Origin of the sequence: Sulfitobacter sp. 1A13679 (genome assembly GCF_043557115.1) — a bacterium.
In the GTDB taxonomy this organism is placed as follows: domain Bacteria; phylum Pseudomonadota; class Alphaproteobacteria; order Rhodobacterales; family Rhodobacteraceae; genus Sulfitobacter; species Sulfitobacter faviae.
The window spans coordinates 66060-87017 of record NZ_JBIFFO010000009.1 but is presented as its reverse complement, the minus strand read 5'-3'; the positions used below and the strand labels follow the sequence as shown (position 1 = coordinate 87017).

The 20958-nt window shown below is 62.4% G+C and carries 20 protein-coding genes; 13 read left to right on the top strand and 7 right to left on the bottom strand.

The genetic code is table 11. From position 1 onward, the window contains the following. The first annotated feature begins 6 nt into the window (after positions 1-6). Positions 7-1320: an NAD-dependent dihydropyrimidine dehydrogenase subunit PreA gene (preA, locus tag ACGYLA_RS09085; protein ID WP_394431996.1), complete on the top strand. Its 1314-nt coding sequence runs from the start codon at positions 7-9 to the stop codon at positions 1318-1320. 24 nt (positions 1321-1344) lie between these two features. Here the strand turns inward: preA and ACGYLA_RS09080 are convergent, their stop codons facing one another. Together ACGYLA_RS09080 and ACGYLA_RS09075 are read right to left on the bottom strand one after the other, a co-directional pair. After that, positions 1345-1557, bottom strand: a complete 213-nt coding sequence (locus ACGYLA_RS09080) for a hypothetical protein (protein ID WP_394431995.1) — start codon at positions 1555-1557, stop codon at positions 1345-1347. Between the two features lie 100 nt (positions 1558-1657). Further along, complete coding sequence (locus ACGYLA_RS09075; protein ID WP_209217043.1) at positions 1658-2296, bottom strand: TetR family transcriptional regulator C-terminal domain-containing protein; 639 nt, start codon at positions 2294-2296, stop codon at positions 1658-1660. A gap of 156 nt (positions 2297-2452) precedes the next feature. Here ACGYLA_RS09075 and ACGYLA_RS09070 point away from each other — a divergent pair, with 156 nt between their 5' ends. The 6 genes from ACGYLA_RS09070 to ACGYLA_RS09045 all read left to right on the top strand — a co-directional run bounded on the left by ACGYLA_RS09070 (position 2453) and on the right by ACGYLA_RS09045 (position 8803). Beyond that, entirely contained in the window at positions 2453-3703 is a 1251-nt protein-coding gene (locus ACGYLA_RS09070; protein ID WP_394431992.1) for a Zn-dependent hydrolase, read from the top strand. 72 nt (positions 3704-3775) lie between these two features. Further along, positions 3776-5236, top strand: coding sequence for a dihydropyrimidinase (hydA, locus tag ACGYLA_RS09065; protein ID WP_394431990.1), 1461 nt, complete (start codon positions 3776-3778; stop codon positions 5234-5236). A 74-nt stretch (positions 5237-5310) separates the two neighbouring features. After that, positions 5311-6096, top strand: coding sequence for an ABC transporter ATP-binding protein (locus ACGYLA_RS09060; protein WP_067265237.1), 786 nt, complete (start codon positions 5311-5313; stop codon positions 6094-6096). Further along, the gene (locus ACGYLA_RS09055; RefSeq protein WP_394431987.1) at positions 6096-6956 is read left to right on the top strand and encodes an ABC transporter permease; all 861 of its coding nucleotides are present in this window, start codon (positions 6096-6098) and stop codon (positions 6954-6956) included. The genes ACGYLA_RS09060 and ACGYLA_RS09055 overlap by 1 nt, the downstream gene beginning before the upstream one ends. Then, positions 6956-7795 (top strand): ABC transporter permease, encoded by an 840-nt coding sequence (locus tag ACGYLA_RS09050; RefSeq protein WP_394432093.1) that lies wholly within the window; start codon positions 6956-6958, stop codon positions 7793-7795. Before ACGYLA_RS09055 ends, ACGYLA_RS09050 begins: the two co-directional genes overlap by 1 nt. Before the next feature lie 27 nt (positions 7796-7822). Next, the gene (locus ACGYLA_RS09045) at positions 7823-8803 is read left to right on the top strand and encodes an ABC transporter substrate-binding protein (protein WP_394431985.1); all 981 of its coding nucleotides are present in this window, start codon (positions 7823-7825) and stop codon (positions 8801-8803) included. Between the two features lie 243 nt (positions 8804-9046). On the opposite strand, the gene ACGYLA_RS09040 is transcribed toward ACGYLA_RS09045, so the two are convergent. Both ACGYLA_RS09040 and ACGYLA_RS09035 read right to left on the bottom strand, forming a co-directional pair. Then, complete coding sequence (locus tag ACGYLA_RS09040) at positions 9047-9598, bottom strand: L,D-transpeptidase (protein WP_067265327.1); 552 nt, start codon at positions 9596-9598, stop codon at positions 9047-9049. Positions 9599-9739: 141 nt separating this feature from the next. Further along, positions 9740-9946 carry a cold-shock protein gene (locus ACGYLA_RS09035; RefSeq protein WP_067265226.1) on the bottom strand — a complete coding sequence of 69 codons (207 nt, stop codon included), beginning with the start codon at positions 9944-9946 and terminating at the stop codon, positions 9740-9742. Between the two features lie 374 nt (positions 9947-10320). Between ACGYLA_RS09035 and ACGYLA_RS09030 the strand changes: the two genes are divergently transcribed. Beyond that, on the top strand, positions 10321-11298 hold the full coding sequence (locus tag ACGYLA_RS09030; RefSeq protein WP_394431983.1) for a PleD family two-component system response regulator: 978 nt from the start codon (positions 10321-10323) through the stop codon (positions 11296-11298). 289 nt (positions 11299-11587) lie between these two features. Here the strand turns inward: ACGYLA_RS09030 and ettA are convergent, their stop codons facing one another. After that, complete coding sequence (ettA, locus tag ACGYLA_RS09025; RefSeq protein WP_394431981.1) at positions 11588-13243, bottom strand: energy-dependent translational throttle protein EttA; 1656 nt, start codon at positions 13241-13243, stop codon at positions 11588-11590. A gap of 353 nt (positions 13244-13596) precedes the next feature. Here ettA and ACGYLA_RS09020 point away from each other — a divergent pair, with 353 nt between their 5' ends. The 3 genes from ACGYLA_RS09020 (at position 13597) to ACGYLA_RS09010 (ending at position 16269) form a co-directional block, all read left to right on the top strand. Further along, positions 13597-14034 (top strand): universal stress protein, encoded by a 438-nt coding sequence (locus ACGYLA_RS09020; protein ID WP_168612985.1) that lies wholly within the window; start codon positions 13597-13599, stop codon positions 14032-14034. Between the two features lie 11 nt (positions 14035-14045). Beyond that, entirely contained in the window at positions 14046-15593 is a 1548-nt protein-coding gene (locus tag ACGYLA_RS09015; protein ID WP_394431979.1) for an alanine/glycine:cation symporter family protein, read from the top strand. Between the two features lie 70 nt (positions 15594-15663). Continuing rightward, entirely contained in the window at positions 15664-16269 is a 606-nt protein-coding gene (locus ACGYLA_RS09010; RefSeq protein WP_394431977.1) for a nicotinate-nucleotide adenylyltransferase, read from the top strand. On the opposite strand, the gene ACGYLA_RS09005 is transcribed toward ACGYLA_RS09010, so the two are convergent. Further along, positions 16261-17094, bottom strand: coding sequence for a DMT family transporter (locus ACGYLA_RS09005; protein WP_394418327.1), 834 nt, complete (start codon positions 17092-17094; stop codon positions 16261-16263). The genes ACGYLA_RS09010 and ACGYLA_RS09005 overlap by 9 nt on opposite strands. A gap of 163 nt (positions 17095-17257) precedes the next feature. Between ACGYLA_RS09005 and dacB the strand changes: the two genes are divergently transcribed. Next, positions 17258-18808 (top strand): D-alanyl-D-alanine carboxypeptidase/D-alanyl-D-alanine-endopeptidase, encoded by a 1551-nt coding sequence (dacB, locus tag ACGYLA_RS09000; protein ID WP_394431975.1) that lies wholly within the window; start codon positions 17258-17260, stop codon positions 18806-18808. Between the two features lie 7 nt (positions 18809-18815). On the opposite strand, the gene ACGYLA_RS08995 is transcribed toward dacB, so the two are convergent. Then, entirely contained in the window at positions 18816-19238 is a 423-nt protein-coding gene (locus tag ACGYLA_RS08995; RefSeq protein ID WP_067268129.1) for a tellurite resistance TerB family protein, read from the bottom strand. A gap of 122 nt (positions 19239-19360) precedes the next feature. Here ACGYLA_RS08995 and ACGYLA_RS08990 point away from each other — a divergent pair, with 122 nt between their 5' ends. Next, a complete protein-coding gene (locus ACGYLA_RS08990) occupies positions 19361-20941 on the top strand; it encodes a lysine--tRNA ligase (RefSeq protein ID WP_394402420.1) in 1581 nt (526 codons plus the stop codon). The last annotated feature ends 17 nt before the right edge of the window (positions 20942-20958 follow it).

The following is a 20958-nucleotide window of genomic DNA, read 5'->3' as shown; positions in this document are numbered from 1 at the left end:
CATAACATGGCTGATCTGAGAAGCGAATTCATCGGGATCAAATCCCCCAACCCGTTCTGGCTGGCCTCCGCCCCGCCGACGGACAAGGAATACAACGTGCGCCGCGCCTATGAGGCGGGCTGGGGCGGGGTGGTCTGGAAGACCCTCGGCTCCGAAGGGCCGCCGGTGGTCAACGTCAATGGCCCGCGCTACGGCGCGATCTGGGGCGCGGATCGGCGGCTTCTCGGGCTCAACAACATCGAGCTCATCACCGACCGCCCGCTGGAAGTGAACCTGCGCGAGATGAAGGCGGTGAAACGCGACTATCCGGATCGCGCGCTCATCGCCTCGATCATGGTCCCTTGTGAGGAGGAGGCGTGGAAAGCCATTCTGCCGCATGTAGAGGAGACCGGCGCCGACGGCATTGAGCTGAACTTCGGCTGCCCGCATGGCATGGCCGAGCGCGGCATGGGCTCTGCCGTGGGGCAGGTACCGGAATATATCGAAATGGTCACCCGCTGGTGCAAGATGTACACCCGCATGCCGGTGATCGTGAAGCTGACGCCGAACATCACCAATGTGCTCTACCCCGCCGAGGCTGCCAAGCGGGGCGGTGCAGATGCGGTAAGCCTGATCAACACGATCAACTCGATCACCTCGGTCGATCTGGACCTCTTCGCGCCTGAGCCCACGATCGACGGCAAGGGCACCCATGGCGGCTATTGCGGCCCGGCGGTGAAGCCCATTGCCCTCAATATGGTGGCCGAGATTGCGCGCAACGCCGAGACCCGTGGTCTGCCGATCAGCGGCATCGGCGGCGTCACCACATGGCGCGACGCGGCGGAGTTTCTCGCTCTCGGCGCGGGCAACGTGCAGGTCTGCACGGCGGCCATGACCTATGGCTTCAAGGTGGTGCAAGAGATGATCTCGGGCCTGTCGGAATATATGGACGAGAAGGGGCTGACTTCGGTCGACCAACTGGTGGGCCGCGCGGTGCCGAACGTGACCGACTGGAACCAGTTGAACCTGAACTACGTCGCCAAGGCGAAGATCGATCAGGACCTGTGCATCTCCTGCGGTCGTTGCTTTGCGGCTTGCGAGGACACCAGCCACCAAGCCATCGCCATGTCCGAAGACCGCACCTTTACCGTGATCGAAGAGGAATGCGTCGCCTGCAACCTCTGCGTCAATGTTTGCCCGGTCGAAGACTGCATCTCGATGGAGGAACTGGCGGCGGGTGCCACCGATCTGCGCACGGGCAAGACGGTGACGCCGGACTATGCCAACTGGACGACGCACCCCAATAACCCCTCCGTCCACGCGGTCGAACCGGCGGAGTAAGACAAGTGCCACCGCGCCCCGCGTTCAGGACTTTCTGCGCGACGGGGTGGCGGTATCGGCAGCGGGGGGCGGTATCTCTGCCATCTCCCGCCGCGCCACGATCAGCGCCATTGCCGCATCCCGGGCCATCTCTTCGCGGGTGACGGGCGGTGCGCCCGCTGGTTCATCGGACGCTGCCGGATTTGCGCACTTCGCATCCCGCGCAGCCCCTGCGCCCTTTATATCGCCTACATTCATCACTGCCCCTTTACCTTGGAAGGAGCCCGCACCCGCCAGTCAGACTGGCGGGGCATGTGTTAACGGGGGATTAAACGCAGGGCGCCACTGGCCGTTATGGTTAACCGTTTGGCGCTGGCGCGGGCTGGTCCAAAAGCGCGCCGAACATCGCCTGAAGATGGGCCTGCGCGCGGGGGCGGGGGTCGGTCTCGGCGCCGAGCAGGATCTGCGCCTGCGCCTCGAAATCCGCGTAGTGCTGGGTTGTGGCCCAGATCGAGAAGATCAGGTGCTGCGGGTCCAGCGCGGGCAGTTTTCCCGCCGCCACCCAGCCCGCGATCACGGCGCATTTCTCATCGAACAGGGGTTTGAGATGGCTGTGCAATTCCGGCTCGATCCGGGGTGCGCCTTGCAGGATTTCATTGGCGAAAAGACGGCTCTCGCGCGGCAATTCGCGCGACATGGTCAGCTTGCGTTCGACATAGTCCAAAATCTCGCGCCGGGGGTCGCCTTCGGGGTCCAGTTCCACCAGCGGGTCGAGCCATGTTTCCATCAGCTGCGACAGCAAAGTGACGTGAATGTCTTCTTTGCCATTGAAGTAATAGAGAATATTCGGTTTGCTCAGCCCAGCCTCGGCGGCGATCTGATCCAGCGTGGCACCCCGGTAGCCGTGTTTGGAAAAGACTTCGAGCGCGGCATCCAGAATCACCCGGCGGTTGCGTCGTTGGATGCGGCTGGGTTTCTTGGCGGTGCTTTCGGGCAAGGCAATGATCCTTGGTGCTGCTAAAAAAGGCGTTTGCCGGATCGGCGGCGGGTTGTTTCAAACCAGTTCTTGACAGAGCCTAACCTAATCGCAATCGTGGATTTACCAAATGGTAAAAAAACAACACGGCCCCAGCCGATGACAGAGGAGTGACCTATGCCCGCGCCCGGAGAGAACCTCAAGATTGATCCCGACCGTCTGTGGGATTCCTTGATGGAAATGGCCAAGATCGGCCCCGGCGTGGCGGGGGGCAACAACCGCCAGACGCTGACGGACGAAGACGCCGAGGGCCGCGCCCTGTTCCAAAAGTGGTGCAAAGAGGCGGGCTGTACAATGGGACTTGATCAAATGGGCAATATGTTCGCCCAGCGGGAGGGCACCGACCCCGATGCGCTGCCGGTCTATGTGGGCAGCCACCTCGACACCCAGCCGACGGGCGGGAAATACGATGGCATCCTTGGCGTGCTCGGCGGGTTGGAGATCATCCGCACGATGAACGATCTGGGCATCAAGACCAAACACCCGATCGTCGTGACCAACTTCACCAACGAAGAAGGCACCCGTTACGCCCCCGCGATGCTGTCGTCGGGGGTTTTTGCTGGCATCCACACGCAAGACTGGGCCTACGCGCGCACCGATGCCGAGGGCAAGCGCTTTGGCGACGAGTTGCAGCGCATCGGCTGGAAGGGCGACGAGGAAGTCGGCGCGCGCAAGATGCATGCCTTCTTCGAGTTGCACATCGAACAGGGCCCGATCCTCGAGGCCGAGGGCAAGGACATCGGTGTTGTGACCCACGGGCAGGGCTTAAGCTGGACGCAGGTGACGATCACCGGCAAGGACAGCCACACAGGCTCCACCCCCATGCCGATGCGCCGCGACGCGGGGCTGGGCATGGCGCGGGTATTGGAGAAGGTGAACGAGATCGCGCTCAGCCACGCGCCCCATGCGGTCGGCGCGGCGGGCCATATCGAGGTCTATCCCAATTCGCGCAACGTGATCCCCGGCAAGACGGTCTTTACCGTCGATTTCCGGTCGCCCGAACTGTCGGTCATCGAGGATATGGAGGTCCGTCTGCGCGAAGAGGGTCAAAAGATCGCCGACGATATGGATGTGCAGATCGAATTTGAAAAGGTCGGCGGCTTTGATCCCGTGGCCTTTGATGAGGGTTGCGTAACGGCTGTGCGCAACGCCGCCGAACGGCTGGGCTACAGCCATATGAACCTGATCTCTGGCGCGGGGCATGACGCCTGCTGGATCAATCGCGTGGCCCCCACGGCGATGGTGATGTGCCCCTGTGTCGATGGTCTGAGCCATAACGAGGCAGAGGAGATCACCAAGGATTGGGCCAAGGCGGGGGCGGATGTGCTGCTCCATGCGGTGCTGGAGACAGCGGAAATAGAGGGCTGAACACTCGGGCGGAGGTCCGGGGTGCTGCCCCGGCCCCCCGATGTGAACAGCCAGAAAGATGGGGAGAGAAAGATGAGCAAGGTAATCAAAGGTGGCATGGTCTGCACGGCGGACCGGACGTGGAAGGCCGACGTGCTGATCGAGGGAGAGAAGATCAAGCGCATCGGCGAGGACCTCACGGGTGACGAATACATCGACGCGGAAGGCGCCTATGTGATCCCCGGCGGGATCGATCCGCATACGCATCTGGAGATGCCTTTCATGGGCACCACGGCGGCTGAGACCTTCGAGTCCGGCACATGGGCCGCGGCGGTGGGCGGCACCACGATGGTGGTCGACTTCTGCCTGCCCGGCGCCGATGGGTCGATCAAGAACGCGATCAACGAATGGCACCGCAAGTCGGCGCCGCAGATCTGCTCGGACATCGGCTATCACATGGCCGTCACCGGCTGGGACGAAAACGTCTTTAACGAGATGAAAGACGCGGTCGACATGGGGGTGAACAGCTTCAAACACTTCATGGCCTACAAGGGCGCCTTGATGATCGAGGACGACGAGATGTTCGCCTCCTTCAAGCGCTGCGCCGAATTGGGCGCGCTGCCGATGGTCCATGCCGAGAACGGCGATCTGGTGGCCGAGTTGCAGCAGAAGTATTTCGATCAGGGCATCACCGGGCCCGAGGGCCACGCCTATTCCCGCCCGCCGGAACTCGAGGGCGAGGCCGCGAACCGCGCCATCACGATCGCCGATACCGCGGGCGTGCCGCTTTATATCGTGCATGTGTCCTGCGAGCAGACCCATGAGGCGATCCGACGCGCGCGGCAGAAGGGGATGCGGGTTTACGGCGAGCCGCTGATCCAGTTCCTGACGCTGGACGAGTCTGAGTATTTCAACACCGATTGGGACCATGCCGCGCGCCGCGTCATGTCGCCGCCGTTCCGTTCGAAAGACCATCAGGACAGTCTCTGGGCCGGTTTGCAATCGGGCAGCCTGCAGGTGGTGGCGACGGATCATGCCGCCTTCTCGACCGAGCAGAAACGTGCGGGCCGCGATGATTTCCGGATCATTCCCAACGGCTCGAACGGGCTGGAGGAGCGTCTGGCCGTGCTCTGGACCGAAGGGGTGGAAACGGGCCGGCTGACGCCGAACGAGTTCGTCGCCGCGACCTCGACCAATATCGCCAAGATCCTCAACATCTATCCGCAGAAGGGTGCGATCGTCGAAGGGGCGGATGCCGATATCGTGGTTTGGGATCCGAAGATCACCAAGACGATCAGCCCCACGAACCACCATTCGGTGCTGGATTACAACGTCTTCGAAGGCTTCGAGGTCAAGGCGCAGAGCCGCTATACCCTGAGCCGCGGTGAGGTGATCTGGGCCTGGGGTCAGAACAGCCAGCCGCAGCCCGGCCGGGGCCGTTTCGTGCCGCGCCCGGCCTTCCCGAGCGCAAACGTCGCCCTCAGCAAATGGAAGGAACTCAACAGCCCCAAGATGATCAAGCGCGATCCGCTGAACATCCCGGCGGGGATTTGAGCCATGTAGAACCGCCACGACGACCGGGTAAAGTGCCGCGCTAAAAGCGGCCGACCAACAGGGAAGTAAAATACGTGAATGACAGCCAGAGCGTGATCAGCGCCAGCAATCTTGACCTGACCTTTCAAACCAATGACGGGCCGGTCCATGCGTTGAAAGACGTGAACCTCGAGATCCACAAAGGGGATTTCGTCAGCTTCATCGGCCCCTCGGGCTGCGGCAAGACGACCTTCCTGCGGGTCATGGCCGACCTAGAGCAGCCCACCGGCGGCAGCGTGACCATCAACGGTGTCTCGCCCGAGGAAGCGCGTAAATCGCGGGCCTATGGCTATGTTTTCCAAGCGGCGGGCCTCTATCCATGGCGCACCATCGGCGGCAACATCCGCTTGCCGCTGGAGATCATGGGCGTGCCCCGGGCCGAGCAGGACCAGCGGGTGAAACGGGTGCTCGACCTCGTGGAGCTTTCGGGGTTTGAGAAGAAGTTTCCTTGGCAGCTTTCGGGCGGGATGCAGCAGCGTGCCTCCATCGCGCGGGCGCTGTCCTTCGATGCCGACATCCTGCTGATGGACGAACCTTTCGGCGCGCTGGACGAGATCGTGCGCGACCACCTCAACGAGCAACTGTTGAAGCTCTGGGCGCGCACCGAAAAGACCATCGCCTTCGTCACCCATTCGATCCCCGAGGCGGTGTACCTCAGCACCAAGATCGTGGTGATGAGCCCGCGTCCCGGACGGATCGCCGACGTGATCGAAAGCCCGCTGCCGCGCGAGCGGCCGCTGGAGATCCGCGAGACGCCCGAGTTTCTGGAAATCGCGCACCGCGTGCGCGAGGGGCTGCGCGCCGGGCATGGGGACGATTGATGCGTAACATTATCCCCGTTCTCACGGTCGTGGGGCTGTTGATTGTCGTTTGGTATGGCGCCGCTGTCGCGCTTAACGCGCAATGGGCGCGGGATGTGGCGGCGCGAGCGGACAAGACGCTGACATTCTCGGAATTGGTGGCCGATACGTGGTCGCAGGATAAGCCCAAGCTGCCCGCACCGCATCAGGTGGGGGCCGAACTGTGGGAGACCACGGTGATGAAGAAGGTCACTTCGAAACGCTCGCTTGTCTATCACACATGGGTCACCTTCAGCGCGACCTTTCTGGGCTTTGTCATGGGCACCGCGCTCGGCACGCTCCTCGCTGTCGGGATCGTCTTCAACCGCACGATGGACATGAGCGTGATGCCTTGGGTGATCGCCAGCCAGACGATTCCGATCCTCGCCATCGCACCGATGATCATCGTGGTCTTGAATGCCGTGGGCCTGTCGGGCCTGCTGCCCAAGGCGATCATCAGCATGTATCTGTCGTTCTTCCCCGTCGTAGTGGGCATGGTGAAGGGGCTGCGCAGCCCCGACCAGATGCAGCTTGACCAGATGCGGACATGGAACGCGAGCGGCTGGCAGACCTTCTGGAAACTGCGGCTGCCGTCCTCGATGCCTTATTTCTTTACTTCGCTGAAGGTCGGTGTCGCGGCCTCGCTGGTCGGGGCCATCGTGGGTGAGATGCCGACGGGCGCTGTCGCGGGCCTTGGCGCGCGCTTGCTGGCGGGCAGCTACTACGGCCAGACCGTGCAGATCTGGAGCGCGCTTCTCATGGCGGCGGCGCTTGCGGCGGCCATGGTGGGGCTTATCGGGCTGGTGCAGCGGCTGACCTTGAAACGGATGGGGATGGCATGATGGGCTGGGTTCTTTTTGCCATCGTCGCATGGGTCGCGGGCCTGTCGCTCAACGTCTGGCTGGCGCGGCAGCGGCCCTCGCGGGGCGCGTCGCTGGCGGCTCCGCTGGTCTTTGGCATCACGCTGATCGCCGTTTGGGAGGGCGTGGTGCGCGGGTTCGAGATCAACCAAGTGCTGCTGCCTGCGCCCTCGGTCATCGCGGCGCGCATGGCCACGTCGCTCGATATCCTGTGGATCGACTTCGTGCAGACCGTCATCAAGGGGGCGCTGAGCGGCTACATCATCGGCTGCGGCGCGGCTTTCCTGACGGCGCTGGCGATTGACCGCTTTCCGTTCTTGCAACGCGGCCTTTTGCCGGTGGGCAACTTCGTGGCTGCGCTGCCGATCATCGGCATGGCGCCGATCATGGTGATGTGGTTCGGCTTCGGCTGGCAGTCCAAGGCGGCGATTGTCGTGGTCATGGTGTTCTTCCCGATGCTGGTGAACATGGTGCAGGGGCTGCAGGCCAGTGATGCGATGCAGCGCGACCTGATGCGCACCTATGCGGCGGGCTATTGGCGGACGCTTCTGAAGCTGCGGCTGCCCGCGGCGATGCCTTTTGTCTTCAACGGGTTGAAGATCGGCACCACCCTTGCCCTCATTGGCGCCATTGTTGCTGAATTCTTCGGCTCTCCGGTGCTGGGCATGGGCTTTCGCATCTCCACCTCGGTTGGGCAGCTTGCGCTTGATCTGGTCTGGGCTGAGATTGTTGTCGCGGCACTCGCCGGGTCGGCGTTCTATGGTATCATGGCCCTTATCGAAGGACGGGTGACCTTCTGGCACCCCAGCCAAAGGAACTAGAGACGACCAACCAACAGGGAGATAAAAATGAAAACCATCACGAAGATCGCTGCCGGGGCCGCCTTGGGCCTCTGGGGGGGCGTGGCGCAGGCCGCCGACGACCTGACGCTACAGCTCAAATGGGTCACGCAGGCCCAGTTCGCGGGCTACTATGTGGCCAAGGACAAGGGGTTCTACGAGGAAGAGGGGCTGGATGTCACGATCAAGCCCGGCGGCCCGGACATCGCGCCGGTGCAGGTGCTCTTGGGCGGCGGGGCCGACGTGATGGTGGACTGGCTGCCCTCGGCGCTGGCCGCGCGGGAGAAGGGCGCGCCGATCGTCAACATCGCACAGCCCTTCGCGAAATCCGGCCTGATGCTCACTTGCCTTAAGGAACATGGCATCGAAAGCCCCGAGGACTTCCCCGGCAACACGCTTGGGACATGGTTCTTCGGCAATGAGATTCCGCTGATGAGTTGGATGGGCAAGCTGGGCTATCCGACCGATGGCTCCGAAGGCGGCGTGACGATCCAGAAGATCAACTTCAACGTCGACCCCTTGCTGCAAAAGCAGGTCGAATGCGCCACCACCATGACCTACAACGAATATTGGCAGGTGATCGACGCAGGGCTGGCGCCCGAGGATCTGGTGGTCTTCAAATATGAGGACGAAGGCATCTCCACGCTGGAGGACGGTCTTTATACCACCGAAGAGAACCTCGAAGAGCCCGAGATGGTCGACAAGCTGGCGCGTTTCGTCCGGGCCTCCATGAAAGGCTGGAAATACGCCGAGGAGAATGTCGAGGAAGCTGCTGACATTGTGCTGGAAAACGACCAGACCGGCGCGCAGACTGAAAAGCACCAGACCCGCATGATGGGCGAGATCGCGAAGCTGACCGAGGGCAGCGATGGACGGCTGGACGAGGCGGCTTTTGATCGGAGTGCGGAGATCACCATGGAAGGTGGTATGATCACCAAGGCGCCTGAGGGCGCTTGGACACATGATGTGACGGATAAGGCGCTTCAGTAAGCTTTGGCGTCTATGATGAGGGGAGGGGCCGGCGCTGCGCTGGCCCTTTTTCTTGGTGGGAAGGGCCAGCCCCTGCACGCGGGTCGGCGATCCGAGGGGGCCTCGTGCCACTTTATGGTTCAGCCGTGATGCGCCTTCGCAATGGTGCACCCGAACTCACTAAATCGCCTACCCGTCGGGGCGGGCAGGCGATGGCCCGGCGCCTGCGGCTTGATTCCGGGCCGGGTGTTGTCGAATGGGGCCTTAGAGCACCGTAACCTTCGTCCCAATCGGCACCCGCTGGTACAGGTCGATCACATGCTCGTTCAGCATCCGGATACAGCCGTTCGACACGGACCGCCCGATGGAGTTCGGCTGCGTGGTGCCGTGGATGCGGAAATAGGTGTCCCGCCCGTTCTGGAACAGGTAGAGCGCCCGCGCGCCCAAGGGGTTGCCGGGGCCGCCGGGCTGGGCGTCGGTGTTGCCGATGAAACGTTTGTAGGCTTGCGGGTCGCGTTCGATCATCTCATTGGTTGGCCGCCATGTGGGCCATTCCTTTTTCACGTCGATGGTCGCGGTGCCGGTGAACTCCAGCCCCGCTTTGCCGACACCTACGCCATAGCGCATCGCTTGGCCCGGCGACGTCACGAAATAGAGGTAATGGCTCCGCGGCAGAATCAGCAATTGCCCGGGCGCATATTGTGCCTTGACCGGGACCATCTGCGGGGCGGGGTCATAGGCGGCGGTGCGGGCCTGCGCCATCAGGGGAAGGGCGGCCGCGGCCACGGTGCTGGTCAAAAAGGTACGGCGGCGCATGGCAGGCTCCATCAAAATAATGCGTTTCGCCCGCATTTTGCCATGGGAGGCCATTTTAGCAAGGCCGGACATAAAAAAACCGACCTGCCGGTATCGGCAGGTCGGTTCGAATTCTTGCATCAGGGCCGAAGCCCCCGGGCCTTAGGCCAGCGCGAGGTTGGTCGCGGATTCACGGCCGTCACGGCCAGCTTCGATGTCGAAGGTCACTTTCTGGTTGTCGGCCAGGCCGGTCAGGCCAGCGCGCTCAACAGCGGAAATGTGCACGAAAACGTCTTTGCTGCCGCCGTCGGGTGCGATGAATCCGAAGCCTTTAGTTGTGTTGAACCATTTTACGGTGCCAGTGGCCATATCCGTAGTCTCCATATTGATGCCATCCGCGTTGGTGCGATGGCCCGGCGTGGTTGGTCTGGATCGATAGACTGAGCGCCGTATGAGGGAGACAGTGGGTCGAAAAAGATAACGTCTGCACCGTCTATATTGCACTCGGGGGGGATTCGTTCAAGGGGCATCGCATTTTGGCGGGTTTCGGCGGGTCCGGGAGCGCAGATTTCGGCAAATTCCCGCCACGAAGTTTCGCGATCCCCATATTTTGCGGGAAACACGCCAAATTGCACCGTCCCGAGTTTGCCGCAAACCGGTCTCATTACTGCCCGGCGTAGGTGGTTTTTTGCCAGAAAGCCCCAAGTGCGCCTGCCAGCGCCCCCCATGTGGAGTAACGAGACATGATGCGTATCCTTGCCGTAGACGATGACCCGGTCATCCTTGATCTGCTCACAGGTTGCCTGACCGAGAATGACAATTACGAGCTGACCTGCTGCGAAAGCTCGGAAGAAGCGCTGGAGATCATGCAGGAGTCGAACCGGCCCTTCGATTCCTTCCTGCTTGATATCATGATGCCGGGCATCAACGGGATCAGCCTGTGTGAGATGATCCGCGATGTGCCCTTTTACCGCGCCGTGCCGATCATCATGATCACCGCCAGCAAAGAGCCTGCGATGATGCAGCGGGCCTTTGACGCGGGTGCCACGGATTTCCTTTGCAAACCGCTGGATGGTGTCGAACTCAGCGCGCGGATCAATGCCGCCAGCATGCTCAACGCGTCTCTGCTGCGCGAACGCGAGGCGCAGCATACGCTGACCGAGTTGACGCAGATGATGCAAATCCGCTTTGACGAAGATTTCGATCTCGATGTCTCGGCCTGTAGCAACGTCTCCGCGCTTGAGAATTACCTGCTGCGCCTGCCGAGCGGCTGTTTCTCGATGAGCCTGTTTTCGATCTCGGTCGAGGGGGCGCGCGGCATCTACCGCGCGGTCAAGGCGCCGGCCTTCCGCCGCCAGATGGAGCAGGTGGCCCGCGCTTCGGTACATTCGCTGGAGGGCATGCGTTTTCATCTGGCCTATGCGGGCAGCGGGCGTTTCATTGGCGTGGTGATGAGTCGCGCGCGGTTGAACACGGCCTCTATGGCCGAGCGGATGCGCGAGCATCTGGAGAAGAACTGGGATGGCAAGGGCATGAACGGCGGGCTGCCCCCGTCCTTGCAGGTGCATTCGGTGACCGAACAGCGCCTCTGGTCGGGTCTGTCGGCCAGCAACAAACTGCGCGAATATCTGCAAAGCTGGGATCCGCTCCATGGTCTGGTGCGGCATGATGAGGACAATCTCTTTGCCCAGTTGGAAACGGCGATCGACGACGAACGCTGAGGGCAGGAGCCTTTGAAGGGATAGACCCGTCCGCATCGCGGGCGGGTTTTTGCGTTGAAGGTAAGCGGTAAGGGCGTCGCCCTCCCTGGGGGGCGAACCGCTACCGCGCTGTTTGGCAGGGCGCTGCAGGATGTGGAGGTCTGGCAAGCTGTTGTAGCGTTGCAGAAACGCCCTCCGGGGGGAGGGAGGGCGATGCCCGGTATACCACCGGGCGGGGCTGTTGCGGCGTTGCGCAAAAGAAAAAGGGCGCCGGAATTCCGACGCCCTCCAAATCGCTAAGTCGCAAGGCTTACCGCGCGAACTTCTTGTGCTTCAGACGCTTGGGCTCCAGCGCATCGGCACCCAGACGGCGCTTCTTGTCTTCCTCGTAGTCTTCGAAGTTGCCCTCGAACCACTCGACATGCGCTTCGCCCTCGAAGGCCAGAATATGCGTACAAATCCGGTCGAGGAAGAAACGGTCGTGCGAGATGACCACGGCGCAGCCGGCGAAATCCACCAGCGCATCTTCGAGCGCGCGGAGTGTTTCGACGTCCAGATCGTTGGTCGGTTCGTCAAGCAGCAGCACGTTGCCGCCCTCTTTCAGCAGCCGCGCCATGTGCACACGGTTGCGCTCACCGCCCGACAAAAGGCCTACTTTCTTCTGCTGGTCGCCGCCCTTGAAGTTGAAGGACGAGCAATAGGCGCGGCTGTTCACCTCGGCATCACCCAGCTTGATCAGCTCCGCCCCGCCCGAGATCGCCTGCCAGACGGTGTCGTCGGGGTTCAGATCGTCGCGGCTTTGGTCGACGTAGGACAGCTCAACCGTGTCGCCGTATTCGATGCTGCCCTCGTCGGGTTTCTCATGCCCGGTCAGCATCTTGAAGAGCGTCGATTTACCCGCGCCGTTGGGGCCGATCACACCAACGATGCCGCCCGGTGGCAGCGAGAAGTCGAGCCCGTCGATCAACTGCTTGTCGCCCATGTGCTTCTTCAGACCTTCGACCTCGATCACCTTGTTGCCGAGGCGCGGACCGTTGGGGATGACGATCTGGGCGCGGGAAAGCTTTTCGCGCTCAGATTGTTCGGCCATCTCGTTATAGGCCGCGATCCGGGCCTTGGATTTCGCCTGACGGGCCTTGGCGCCTTGGCGCATCCACTCGAGTTCGCGCTCCAGCGTCTTTTGCTTGGACTTGTCCTCGCGGGCTTCCTGCGCCAGACGCTTGGCCTTTTGCTCCAGCCAGTCGGAGTAGTTGCCCTCGTAAGGAATGCCGCGGCCGCGGTCGAGCTCAAGAATCCAGCCGGTGATGTCGTCAAGGAAGTAACGGTCGTGGGTGACGCAGAGGATGGTGCCCTTGTAGTCGATCAGGTGCTGCTGCAGCCAAGCGATGGTCTCGGCGTCGAGGTGGTTGGTCGGTTCATCGAGCAGCAGCATGTCGGGTGCTTCGAGAAGCAGCTTACAGAGCGCCACGCGGCGCGCCTCACCGCCCGAGAGGTTTTCCGGCATCGCGTCGTCCGGCGGGCAGCGCAGCGCCTCCATCGACACGTCGATCTGGCTGTCGAGGTCCCAGAGGTTCTGCGCGTCGATGTCGTCTTGCAGCTTGGCCATCTCCTCGGCGGTCTCATCCGAGTAGTTCATCGCCAATTCGTTGTAACGGTCGAGGATCGCCTTCTTCTCGGCCACGCCCTCCATCACGTTCTCGCGCACGGTTTTTTCGGGGTCGAGCTTCGGCTCCTGCGGCAGGTAGCCGACCTTGGCGCCCTCGGCGGCCCAAGCCTCGCCCGAGAAATCCTTGTCGAGCCCGGCCATGATCTTGAGCAGGGTGGACTTACCCGCGCCGTTGACGCCGACGACACCGATCTTCACGCCGGGGAGGAAGTTCAGGTGGATGTTTTCGAATGTCTTCTTGCCCCCGGGATAGGTCTTGGAGACGCCGGACATGTGATAGACGTATTGATAGGCGGCCATTGGAGAATCCTTGCAACGCGTTTTGGGGTTTGCAGTGCAATATCGCCCGGGCGGGGCAATATCAAACACTCTGTATCGTGCAGGCACCTTGCCCGGCGGGGCCTTGCAGGGCGTGCCCCGGCACCCTGCGCCACAACGGGCGGTGCGGGCTATCGGGTGGTTTTGCAATGGTTTGGCAGGCGATCTGCGCAGTCGATCAGTGAAATTCGGTCGACTTTTCTGCCGTTTTCGCGCTAGAATTTATTCAATCTGCGGTTGGACGGTAAAAACCGCCTAGCGCAGAGTAGGGAGGTTGAAGGCGGTTCTCGCCGTTCGCGGTGCGCCGGTTTCAGCGCAACAACAGGGAAATACTCATGACAAAATCCACCATCGTTGTGGGTCTGGACGGGTCGGAGGCCGGCGCGCGAGCCTTGGCGTTTGCCCAGTCACAGGCCAAACAGATCGGGGATTGTTCGATCACCGTTTGCTTTGTGATCGAATGGTCGCCTTTCACCTTTCAGACCAAGGAAGAGAACGAGCAGCGCCACAAGCGACGCGAGCAGGAGTTGCAGCGCGCCCATGACGTGGTGCTCGACCCTGCCGTGGCCGAGGCCAAGGCCGCCGGTGTCGAGGTCGAGGGGATCGTGCGGCATGGCGATGTGGCCGATATCCTCGAAGCGGTGGCCAAAAAGCGCGGCGCGGTTCAGATCGTCGTCGGGCGGGTTGGTGAGCGGGGCCTCAAGCGGCTCTTTGGTGGGGTGACGGGCCGGTTGGTCGCGGGCTCCAGCGTGCCGGTCACGATCATTCCCTGAAAGGAAACGCCATGAACAAGTTACTGACCTTTGCGATGGCAGCCTTTGCGTCATTGCTGCCGGGCCTTGCCGCCGCGCAAGAGACTGCGGGCGTCGACCAACGTATCAACCAGATCTTTGCCGATTACACCGGCTGGTATGTGTCATTCATCTTTGCCCCGCTGCCGGGGACGAATTTCTCTTGGATCGCGCTTTGGCTGGTCGTAGGGGCCGTGGTCTTCACCGTTTATTTCGGGGCCATCCAGCTCAAAGGGTTCTGGCATTCGATCCAACTTGTGAAGGGGGATTACTCCGATCCCGACGACGCGGGCGAGGTGAGCCACTTCCAAGCGCTGGCGACGGCGCTGTCGGGCACCGTGGGTCTGGGCAACATCGCGGGCGTTGCGGTGGCGGTCAGCATCGGCGGGCCGGGGGCGACCTTTTGGATGGTGATCGCGGGCCTGTTCGGCATGGCGACCAAGTTCACCGAATGTACGCTTGGTGTGAAATACCGCAATGAATTCCCCGACGGCCATGTCTCGGGCGGGCCGATGTATTACATCGTCAAAGGCTTCTCCGAGCGGGGCCTGCCGCTGGGTGGCTTTATGGCGGTGCTGTTTTCGATCTTCACCATCCTCGGCGCGCTTGGCGGCGGCAATATGTTCCAAGCCAACCAAGCCCATGCCCAGCTTGCGGGGGTCTTGGGTGACTATCCAGGCTGGATCACCGGGGTTGTCCTTGCGGGCGTGACCTTTGCGGTGATCGCGGGCGGTTTGAAATCCATCGCGCGGGTGACTGAAAAGATCGTGCCTTTCATGGGCATCTTCTATGTGCTGGTCTCGATCCTGATCCTGATCATTAACTGGGATATGATCGGCTGGGCCTTTGGCCAGATCTTCATGGGCGCCTTTACCGGCCTTGGCGTGGTCGGCGGGTTTACCGGCGCGTTGATCCAAGGCTTCCGCCGCGCGGCCTTCTCCAACGAGGCGGGCATCGGTTCGGCCGCCATCGCCCACTCGGCGGTGCGCACCAAGGAGCCGGTGACCGAAGGTTACGTGGCCCTTTTGGAGCCCTTCATCGACACGGTGGTGATCTGCACCATGACCGCGCTGGTCATCGTGATCAGCGGCGTGCTCAACCAAGACCCTGAAACCGGTCTCTACATCTGGAACGCCGAGGCGGGCCGGATCGCGACAGAAGGTGACGTGAGCGGCGTGGCGCTGACCTCGGCGGCCTATGCGCGGGCCTTCTCGTGGTTCCCGATCCTGCTGATGGTGGCGGTTGTGCTCTTTGCCTTCTCGACCATGATCAGCTGGTCCTACTATGGCCTCAAGGCATGGACCTATCTGTTTGGCGAGGGGGCGGCGAAGGAGCTGACGTTCAAGGTGATCTTCTGTCTCTTCATCGTGATCGGTGCGGCGGCGAGCCTTGGGCCGGTGATCGACTTTAGCGATGCGATGCTCTTCTCCATGGCGATCGTGAACATCATCGCGCTCTACTTCCTGATGCCGATCGTGAAGCGCGAGTTGAACAGCTATGTCGCGCGGCTGCGTTCGGGCGAGATCGTGAAGCACAAGTAAGGGCTTCGCATTGACAAAGGGCTGCAATGCCCCTCCTTTGGCCCCTGATTTCGGATCGGGGGCCATTTTCTTGCGCAATACCTTGCCATTCGCCACCAAAGGGCAGGTCGTGGGCCTGTTGGGCGGGTCCTTTGACCCGGCGCATGAGGGGCATGCGCATATCACCCGCGAGGCATTGAAACGCTTTGGGCTGGATCGGGTCTGGTGGCTGCTGAGCCCCGGCAACCCGTTGAAAGAGCATGGCCCGGCGCCCATGGCGCAACGCATGGCCCGGGCGCGGGCGGTGATGGATCATCCCAAGGTCGAGATCACGGATATCGAGGCGCAGCTTGGCACCCGTTACACAGCTGAGACGCTGGCCGCGCTGCGGCGGCATTATCCCGGCGTGCGGTTCGTCTGGCTGATGGGGGCCGACAACCTTGCGCAGTTCCACCTCTGGCAAGACTGGCGGCAGATCATGGAGACGGTGCCGGTGGGCGTGCTGGCGCGGCCCGGGCAGCGCATCTCGGCCCGGATGAGCCGGGCGGCAGCGCTTTATGCGCCCTACCGGATCGCAGGGCGGAACAGCCAGTTGCTGGGCCGCGCCACGGCGCCGGCGTGGTGTTTCGTCAATGTGCCGATGGTCGATGTCTCTTCCACCGCATTGCGCGCGGCGGGGGGCTGGCGTTCAGCGTAGCCGGGCCGAGGTGATGCCCGCGGTGATGATCACCGCAAGCCCCGCCCAAGTCAGCGCATCGGGCAGGGTACTGAACAGAAACAATCCCAGCAGCACCGCCGCGATCAGTTGGAAATAGACCAAGGGTGCCAGCCGCGTGGCGGGCGCCCGGCGGTAGGCATAGAGCAGCAGCAGATTGCCCAGCATCGAAAACAGCGCGCTTGCAGTGGCCAGCCCTGCGACGGGTAGGGTGGCTGCGGGTAGGTTCATCAGACCCAGAGGCAGCAGCATCACCGCGCTCATCGCCAGTTGGGTAAAGGTCAGCGCAAGGGGCGGGGCGAGGTCAGACAGCCAGCGCGACATGGTGAGAAAGACGCCGTAGAACAGCCCCGCCGCCACGGCAAAGAGCAGCCCCGGCCCGCCTGTGCCACCGCCCAGCCCCGGGCGCACCACCAGCAGCACGCCGCAAAAACCCAGCAGAATCAACGCGCTGCGCAGCAGGCTGATGCGCTCGCGCAGAAAGATCGCGGCCAGCAGGTAGCTGATCATTGGCCCGATAAAGAAGGCGGCAAAGACATTGGCAATCGCCTCGGTCCTGAGCGCGGTTTGAATGCAGGTGATCCCCAAGGCCAAGGTGCCCGCCCGCAGCCAGAGCCGCCAATCGCGCATCAGCCCCCACGTGCCACGGGGCAGGAACGGCAGGACCATCAGCGCCCCGATGGCAAAGCGCGACCATGCCACGAAGACCGGCGCCACCCCCATGCCTGAAGTCAGGATTTTACCCGCGCTGTCCCCTGCGGGGATCAGTGACATGGCGATGAACATGATCGGAATAGCGCGTTGCATGACGTTGGGTTAGCAGGTCGGCGGTTTTGTGCAACCGCGAAAGCTCCACCCTTGTCAGACCGGTTGTGGCCGAACGCCGCATGGGGTTTATATCAAGCTCATGAGCCAGAGTTTTACACGACGCTTAACGCGACGCATTTTCCTTGGGGCGGCCGCTGCCGCGATGGCCACGGCCTCTGCTTGGGCCGAGCCGCCGACCACTTCGTTGCGCCCCGTGGGGCGCGATGCCGACCTGTATAAACAGGCCATTCCCAATGTGTCCGAGATCATCGCCGACAGCGGGATCACCGGCACGGTGGCCTTTGCCGTGGTCGATGTTGACACCGGCATCTGGCTGGAGGCGTCCAACGCCACCGATGGCATCCCGCCCGCCAGCAGCATCAAGGCGATCACCGCGCTTTATGCGCTGGATCAACTGGGGCCGGATCATGTGTTCGAGACGCGCCTTTTGGCAACCGGCGGTGTCGTCGATGGTGAGGTGCAGGGCGATCTGATCCTCGTCGGTGGGGGGGATCCGACCCTCGACAGCGACAATCTGGGGCAGATGGCCGAAGACCTGAAAGAGGCGGGTATCATAGGCGTGAAGGGCGGTTTCAAGGTCTATGAGGGCGCGCTGCCCGCGACCTTTGCGATTGACCCCGAGCAGCCTGACCATGTCGGTTACAACCCCGGCGTCTCAGGCATAGCACTGAACTACAACCGCGTGCATTTCGAGTGGAAGCGCAGTGGCGACGGCTATGACGTGACGATGGAGGGCCGCGCGGCGCGCTATGCCCCCGCCGTGCGCGTCGCCACGATGGAAGTCGTGGACCGCAGCGGGCCGGTTTATACCTACGAGAACCGGCCTGAGCGCGATGTTTGGACGGTCGCGGAAGGGGCCTTGGGCTCTGGCGGGGCGCGTTGGCTGCCGATCCGGCGGCCCGGTGTCTATGCGGGCGACATCTTTGCCACCATCGCCCGGAGCCATGGCATCAAACTGGGCGATGCGGATCTGATCGAGACGCTGCCAGAGGGCGAGACCCTCGTTACCCACCGCAGCACCAAGCTGCGGCCCATCCTCAAGGACATGCTGAAATACTCCACCAACCTCACCGCCGAGATGGTCGGCATGGCTGCAAGCGCCAAACGGTTGGGTACGGTGCCGAGCCTGCGGGCCTCTGCCGCCGAGATGAACAAATGGGCGATTGAGGAACTGGGCATGGAAAACCCGGCAATGATCGACCACTCGGGCCTTGGCGATGACAGCAAGATGACCGTGCATGACATGGCCGGGGGGCTGGCGCGCATTCATGGCACCGGGCTGCGGCCGATCTTGAAACCGGTCTATCTGCGCGATGATCGGGGCCGCCCCGAGCGTGACAATCCGATTGAGATCGACGCGAAGACCGGCACGCTGAACTTCGTCTCGGCGCTGGCCGGGTTCCTGACCACGCCCGAGGACCGGGTGCTGGCCTTTACGATCCTGACCGCGAATATCGAGGAACGGGCCAAGATCAGCCGCGCGGAGCGAGAGCGTCCGCCGGGGGCGCGGGCTTGGAACGCGCGGGCCAAACGTGTGCAACGTGGGCTGCTGGAGCGGTGGGGCCTATTGTATAACGTCGCCGTGAAGCCCGAGCCGGAGGGCGAAGCCGCGCCCGAGACGCCAGCGGCGCCCGACCCTGATGCCGAAGCCGAGGTCGGGGCCGAGCCGGAAGTTGCGCTGGAAGAGTCCTAACCCGCGCTCAGGTCAGGTGCCGCGCCCGCGCGCCGCGTTCGATCGCGGCGGCGTGGAGCCGGTCGATGTTAAGCTCATAGCGGATTTCTTCGAGCAGCCGCAGCTCGGCCTCGTCCAGCGTGCCATCGGCGGCGGCCACGTCGCAGGCCAGCGCATAGGCCGTTTCATGCAAACGCTCCGGCAGGGCCTCGCGGATCAGGCCAAAGAGGGCATCCAACCCGTCCTCCTGTTCGAACAGGTCAAAGACCGTTTTGCCAATCGTCGAGACGCGATCATTGTCATAGCCCGAGAAGACCGGCAGCAGGTTCAGCGCGGATTCGATTTTGACCAGTTCGGCGGTGCGGATGTCCTCATCCGAGGCCGAGACCGCGATCATCAGCGCGACAAGGCTGTCTTGGGCGCTGAGCGAGAGGGAAGATGTGTCGGGCATCGCGGTATCCTTTGCACAGGTATGTTGCGGTGCAGAATATTGACCCTCAGGGAGTGAAGCAATAGGAACGGGCGACCCTGTGCGCATTGGGCGCATGGACGCCAAAAGATGGATGATCTGACATGTCCGAGACCCGAGACGCGGCACTTAGCAGCAAAGCATGGCCCTTTGAAGAAGCGCGCCGGGTGCTCAAACGCTATGCCAAGAAGCCGCCAGAGAAGGGTTACGTCCTGTTCGAGACGGGCTATGGCCCCTCGGGCCTGCCGCATATCGGCACCTTCGGCGAAGTGCTGCGCACCACGATGATCAAGCGCGCCTTTGAAGAGATCAGCGACATCCCGACCAAGCTGGTGTGTTTCTCGGATGACCTAGACGGTATGCGCAAGGTGCCGGGCAACGTGCCGCAGCGGGAGATGCTGGAAGAGCATATGCACAAGCCGCTGACCTCCGTGCCAGACCCTTTCGGCACGCATGAGAGCTTTGGCCATCACAACAACGCCATGCTGCGCCGCTTCCTCGACACCTTCGGCTTCGAGTACGAGTTCTATTCCGCGCGCGAATTCTACCGCTCGGGCCAGTTCGATGAGGTGCTGCTGCGCGCTTGCGAGAAGTATGATGAGATCATGGCGGTGATGCTGAAGTCGCTGCGCGAAGAGCGCGCGCAGACCTATTCGATCTTCCTGCCGATCCACCCCGAAACGGGCCGCGTGATGTATGTGCCGATGAAAGAGGTCAACGCCAAGGACGGCACGATCACCTTCGACGACGAGGACGGCAACGAGATGACCCTGCCGGTCACCGGTGGCAATGTGAAACTGCAGTGGAAGCCGGACTTCGGCGCGCGTTGGGCCGCGCTCGACGTCGACTTCGAGATGTACGGCAAGGAACACGCCACCAACACGGCGATCTACGACCGCATCTGCGAGATCTTGGGCGGCAAGAAGCCCGAGCATTTCAGCTATGAGCTGTTCCTCGACGAGAACGGGCAGAAGATCTCCAAGTCCTCTGGCAACGGCATCTCGATCGACCAGTGGCTGACCTATGCCAGCACCGAAAGCCTGTCGTATTTCATGTTTCTCAAGCCCAAGACGGCCAAGCGCATGTATTTCGACGTGATCCCCAAGGCGGTCGACGAGTATCACCAGCAGCTCCGCGCCTATGAGACGCAGGACGTGAAGGCGCGGCTGAATAACCCCGTCTGGCACATCCATGGCGGTGATGTTCCGAAGTCGGACATGGTGGTGCCCTTCTCGATGCTCTTGAACCTCGCCTCCGTGTCGAGCGCCGAGGACAAGTCGCAGCTTTGGGGCTTCATCCAGCGCTATGCGCCTGAGGCCACGCCCGAGACCAACCCCGGCATGGATGCGGCGGCGGGCCACGCGGTGCGCTATTTCAACGACTTCGTGAAGCCCACGAAGGTGTTCCGCGCGCCCACCGAGCTGGAGCGCGAGGCGCTGGAAGACCTGCGCGACCGGCTGAAGGTCTGGGACGGCGGGCTGGATGCCGAGGCGCTGCAGAGCATGGTCTTTGCCGTAGGCAAGGAGCGTTTCGACCCGCTGCGCGACTGGTTCAAAGCGCTGTACCAAGTGCTGCTGGGCGCCGATCAGGGGCCGCGGTTTGGCGGCTTCATCGCGCTTTATGGCGTGGAAGAGACCGTCGCGCTGATCGACGATGCGCTGGCGGGCAAGCTGACCGGCGCGTGAAACTTTTGCCTCTGCCC

What these genes read in the sequence shown, in the direction of transcription:
- ACGYLA_RS09015 (WP_394431979.1), top strand. Translation starts at nt 14,046, where the DNA reads ATGAACAAGTTACTGACCTTTGCGATGGCAGCCTTTGCGTCATTGCTG.
- ACGYLA_RS08990 (WP_394402420.1), top strand. Translation starts at nt 19,361, where the DNA reads ATGTCCGAGACCCGAGACGCGGCACTTAGCAGCAAAGCATGGCCCTTT.
- ACGYLA_RS09030 (WP_394431983.1), top strand. Translation starts at nt 10,321, where the DNA reads ATGATGCGTATCCTTGCCGTAGACGATGACCCGGTCATCCTTGATCTG.
- ettA (WP_394431981.1), bottom strand. Translation starts at nt 13,243, where the DNA reads ATGGCCGCCTATCAATACGTCTATCACATGTCCGGCGTCTCCAAGACC.
- ACGYLA_RS09055 (WP_394431987.1), top strand. Translation starts at nt 6,096, where the DNA reads ATGCGTAACATTATCCCCGTTCTCACGGTCGTGGGGCTGTTGATTGTC.
- dacB (WP_394431975.1), top strand. Translation starts at nt 17,258, where the DNA reads ATGGCCACGGCCTCTGCTTGGGCCGAGCCGCCGACCACTTCGTTGCGC.
- ACGYLA_RS09080 (WP_394431995.1), bottom strand. Translation starts at nt 1,557, where the DNA reads ATGAATGTAGGCGATATAAAGGGCGCAGGGGCTGCGCGGGATGCGAAG.
- ACGYLA_RS09005 (WP_394418327.1), bottom strand. Translation starts at nt 17,094, where the DNA reads ATGCAACGCGCTATTCCGATCATGTTCATCGCCATGTCACTGATCCCC.
- ACGYLA_RS09070 (WP_394431992.1), top strand. Translation starts at nt 2,453, where the DNA reads ATGCCCGCGCCCGGAGAGAACCTCAAGATTGATCCCGACCGTCTGTGG.
- ACGYLA_RS09050 (WP_394432093.1), top strand. Translation starts at nt 6,956, where the DNA reads ATGGGCTGGGTTCTTTTTGCCATCGTCGCATGGGTCGCGGGCCTGTCG.
- ACGYLA_RS08995 (WP_067268129.1), bottom strand. Translation starts at nt 19,238, where the DNA reads ATGCCCGACACATCTTCCCTCTCGCTCAGCGCCCAAGACAGCCTTGTC.
- preA (WP_394431996.1), top strand. Translation starts at nt 7, where the DNA reads ATGGCTGATCTGAGAAGCGAATTCATCGGGATCAAATCCCCCAACCCG.
- ACGYLA_RS09020 (WP_168612985.1), top strand. Translation starts at nt 13,597, where the DNA reads ATGACAAAATCCACCATCGTTGTGGGTCTGGACGGGTCGGAGGCCGGC.
- ACGYLA_RS09045 (WP_394431985.1), top strand. Translation starts at nt 7,823, where the DNA reads ATGAAAACCATCACGAAGATCGCTGCCGGGGCCGCCTTGGGCCTCTGG.
- ACGYLA_RS09035 (WP_067265226.1), bottom strand. Translation starts at nt 9,946, where the DNA reads ATGGCCACTGGCACCGTAAAATGGTTCAACACAACTAAAGGCTTCGGA.
- hydA (WP_394431990.1), top strand. Translation starts at nt 3,776, where the DNA reads ATGAGCAAGGTAATCAAAGGTGGCATGGTCTGCACGGCGGACCGGACG.
- ACGYLA_RS09040 (WP_067265327.1), bottom strand. Translation starts at nt 9,598, where the DNA reads ATGCGCCGCCGTACCTTTTTGACCAGCACCGTGGCCGCGGCCGCCCTT.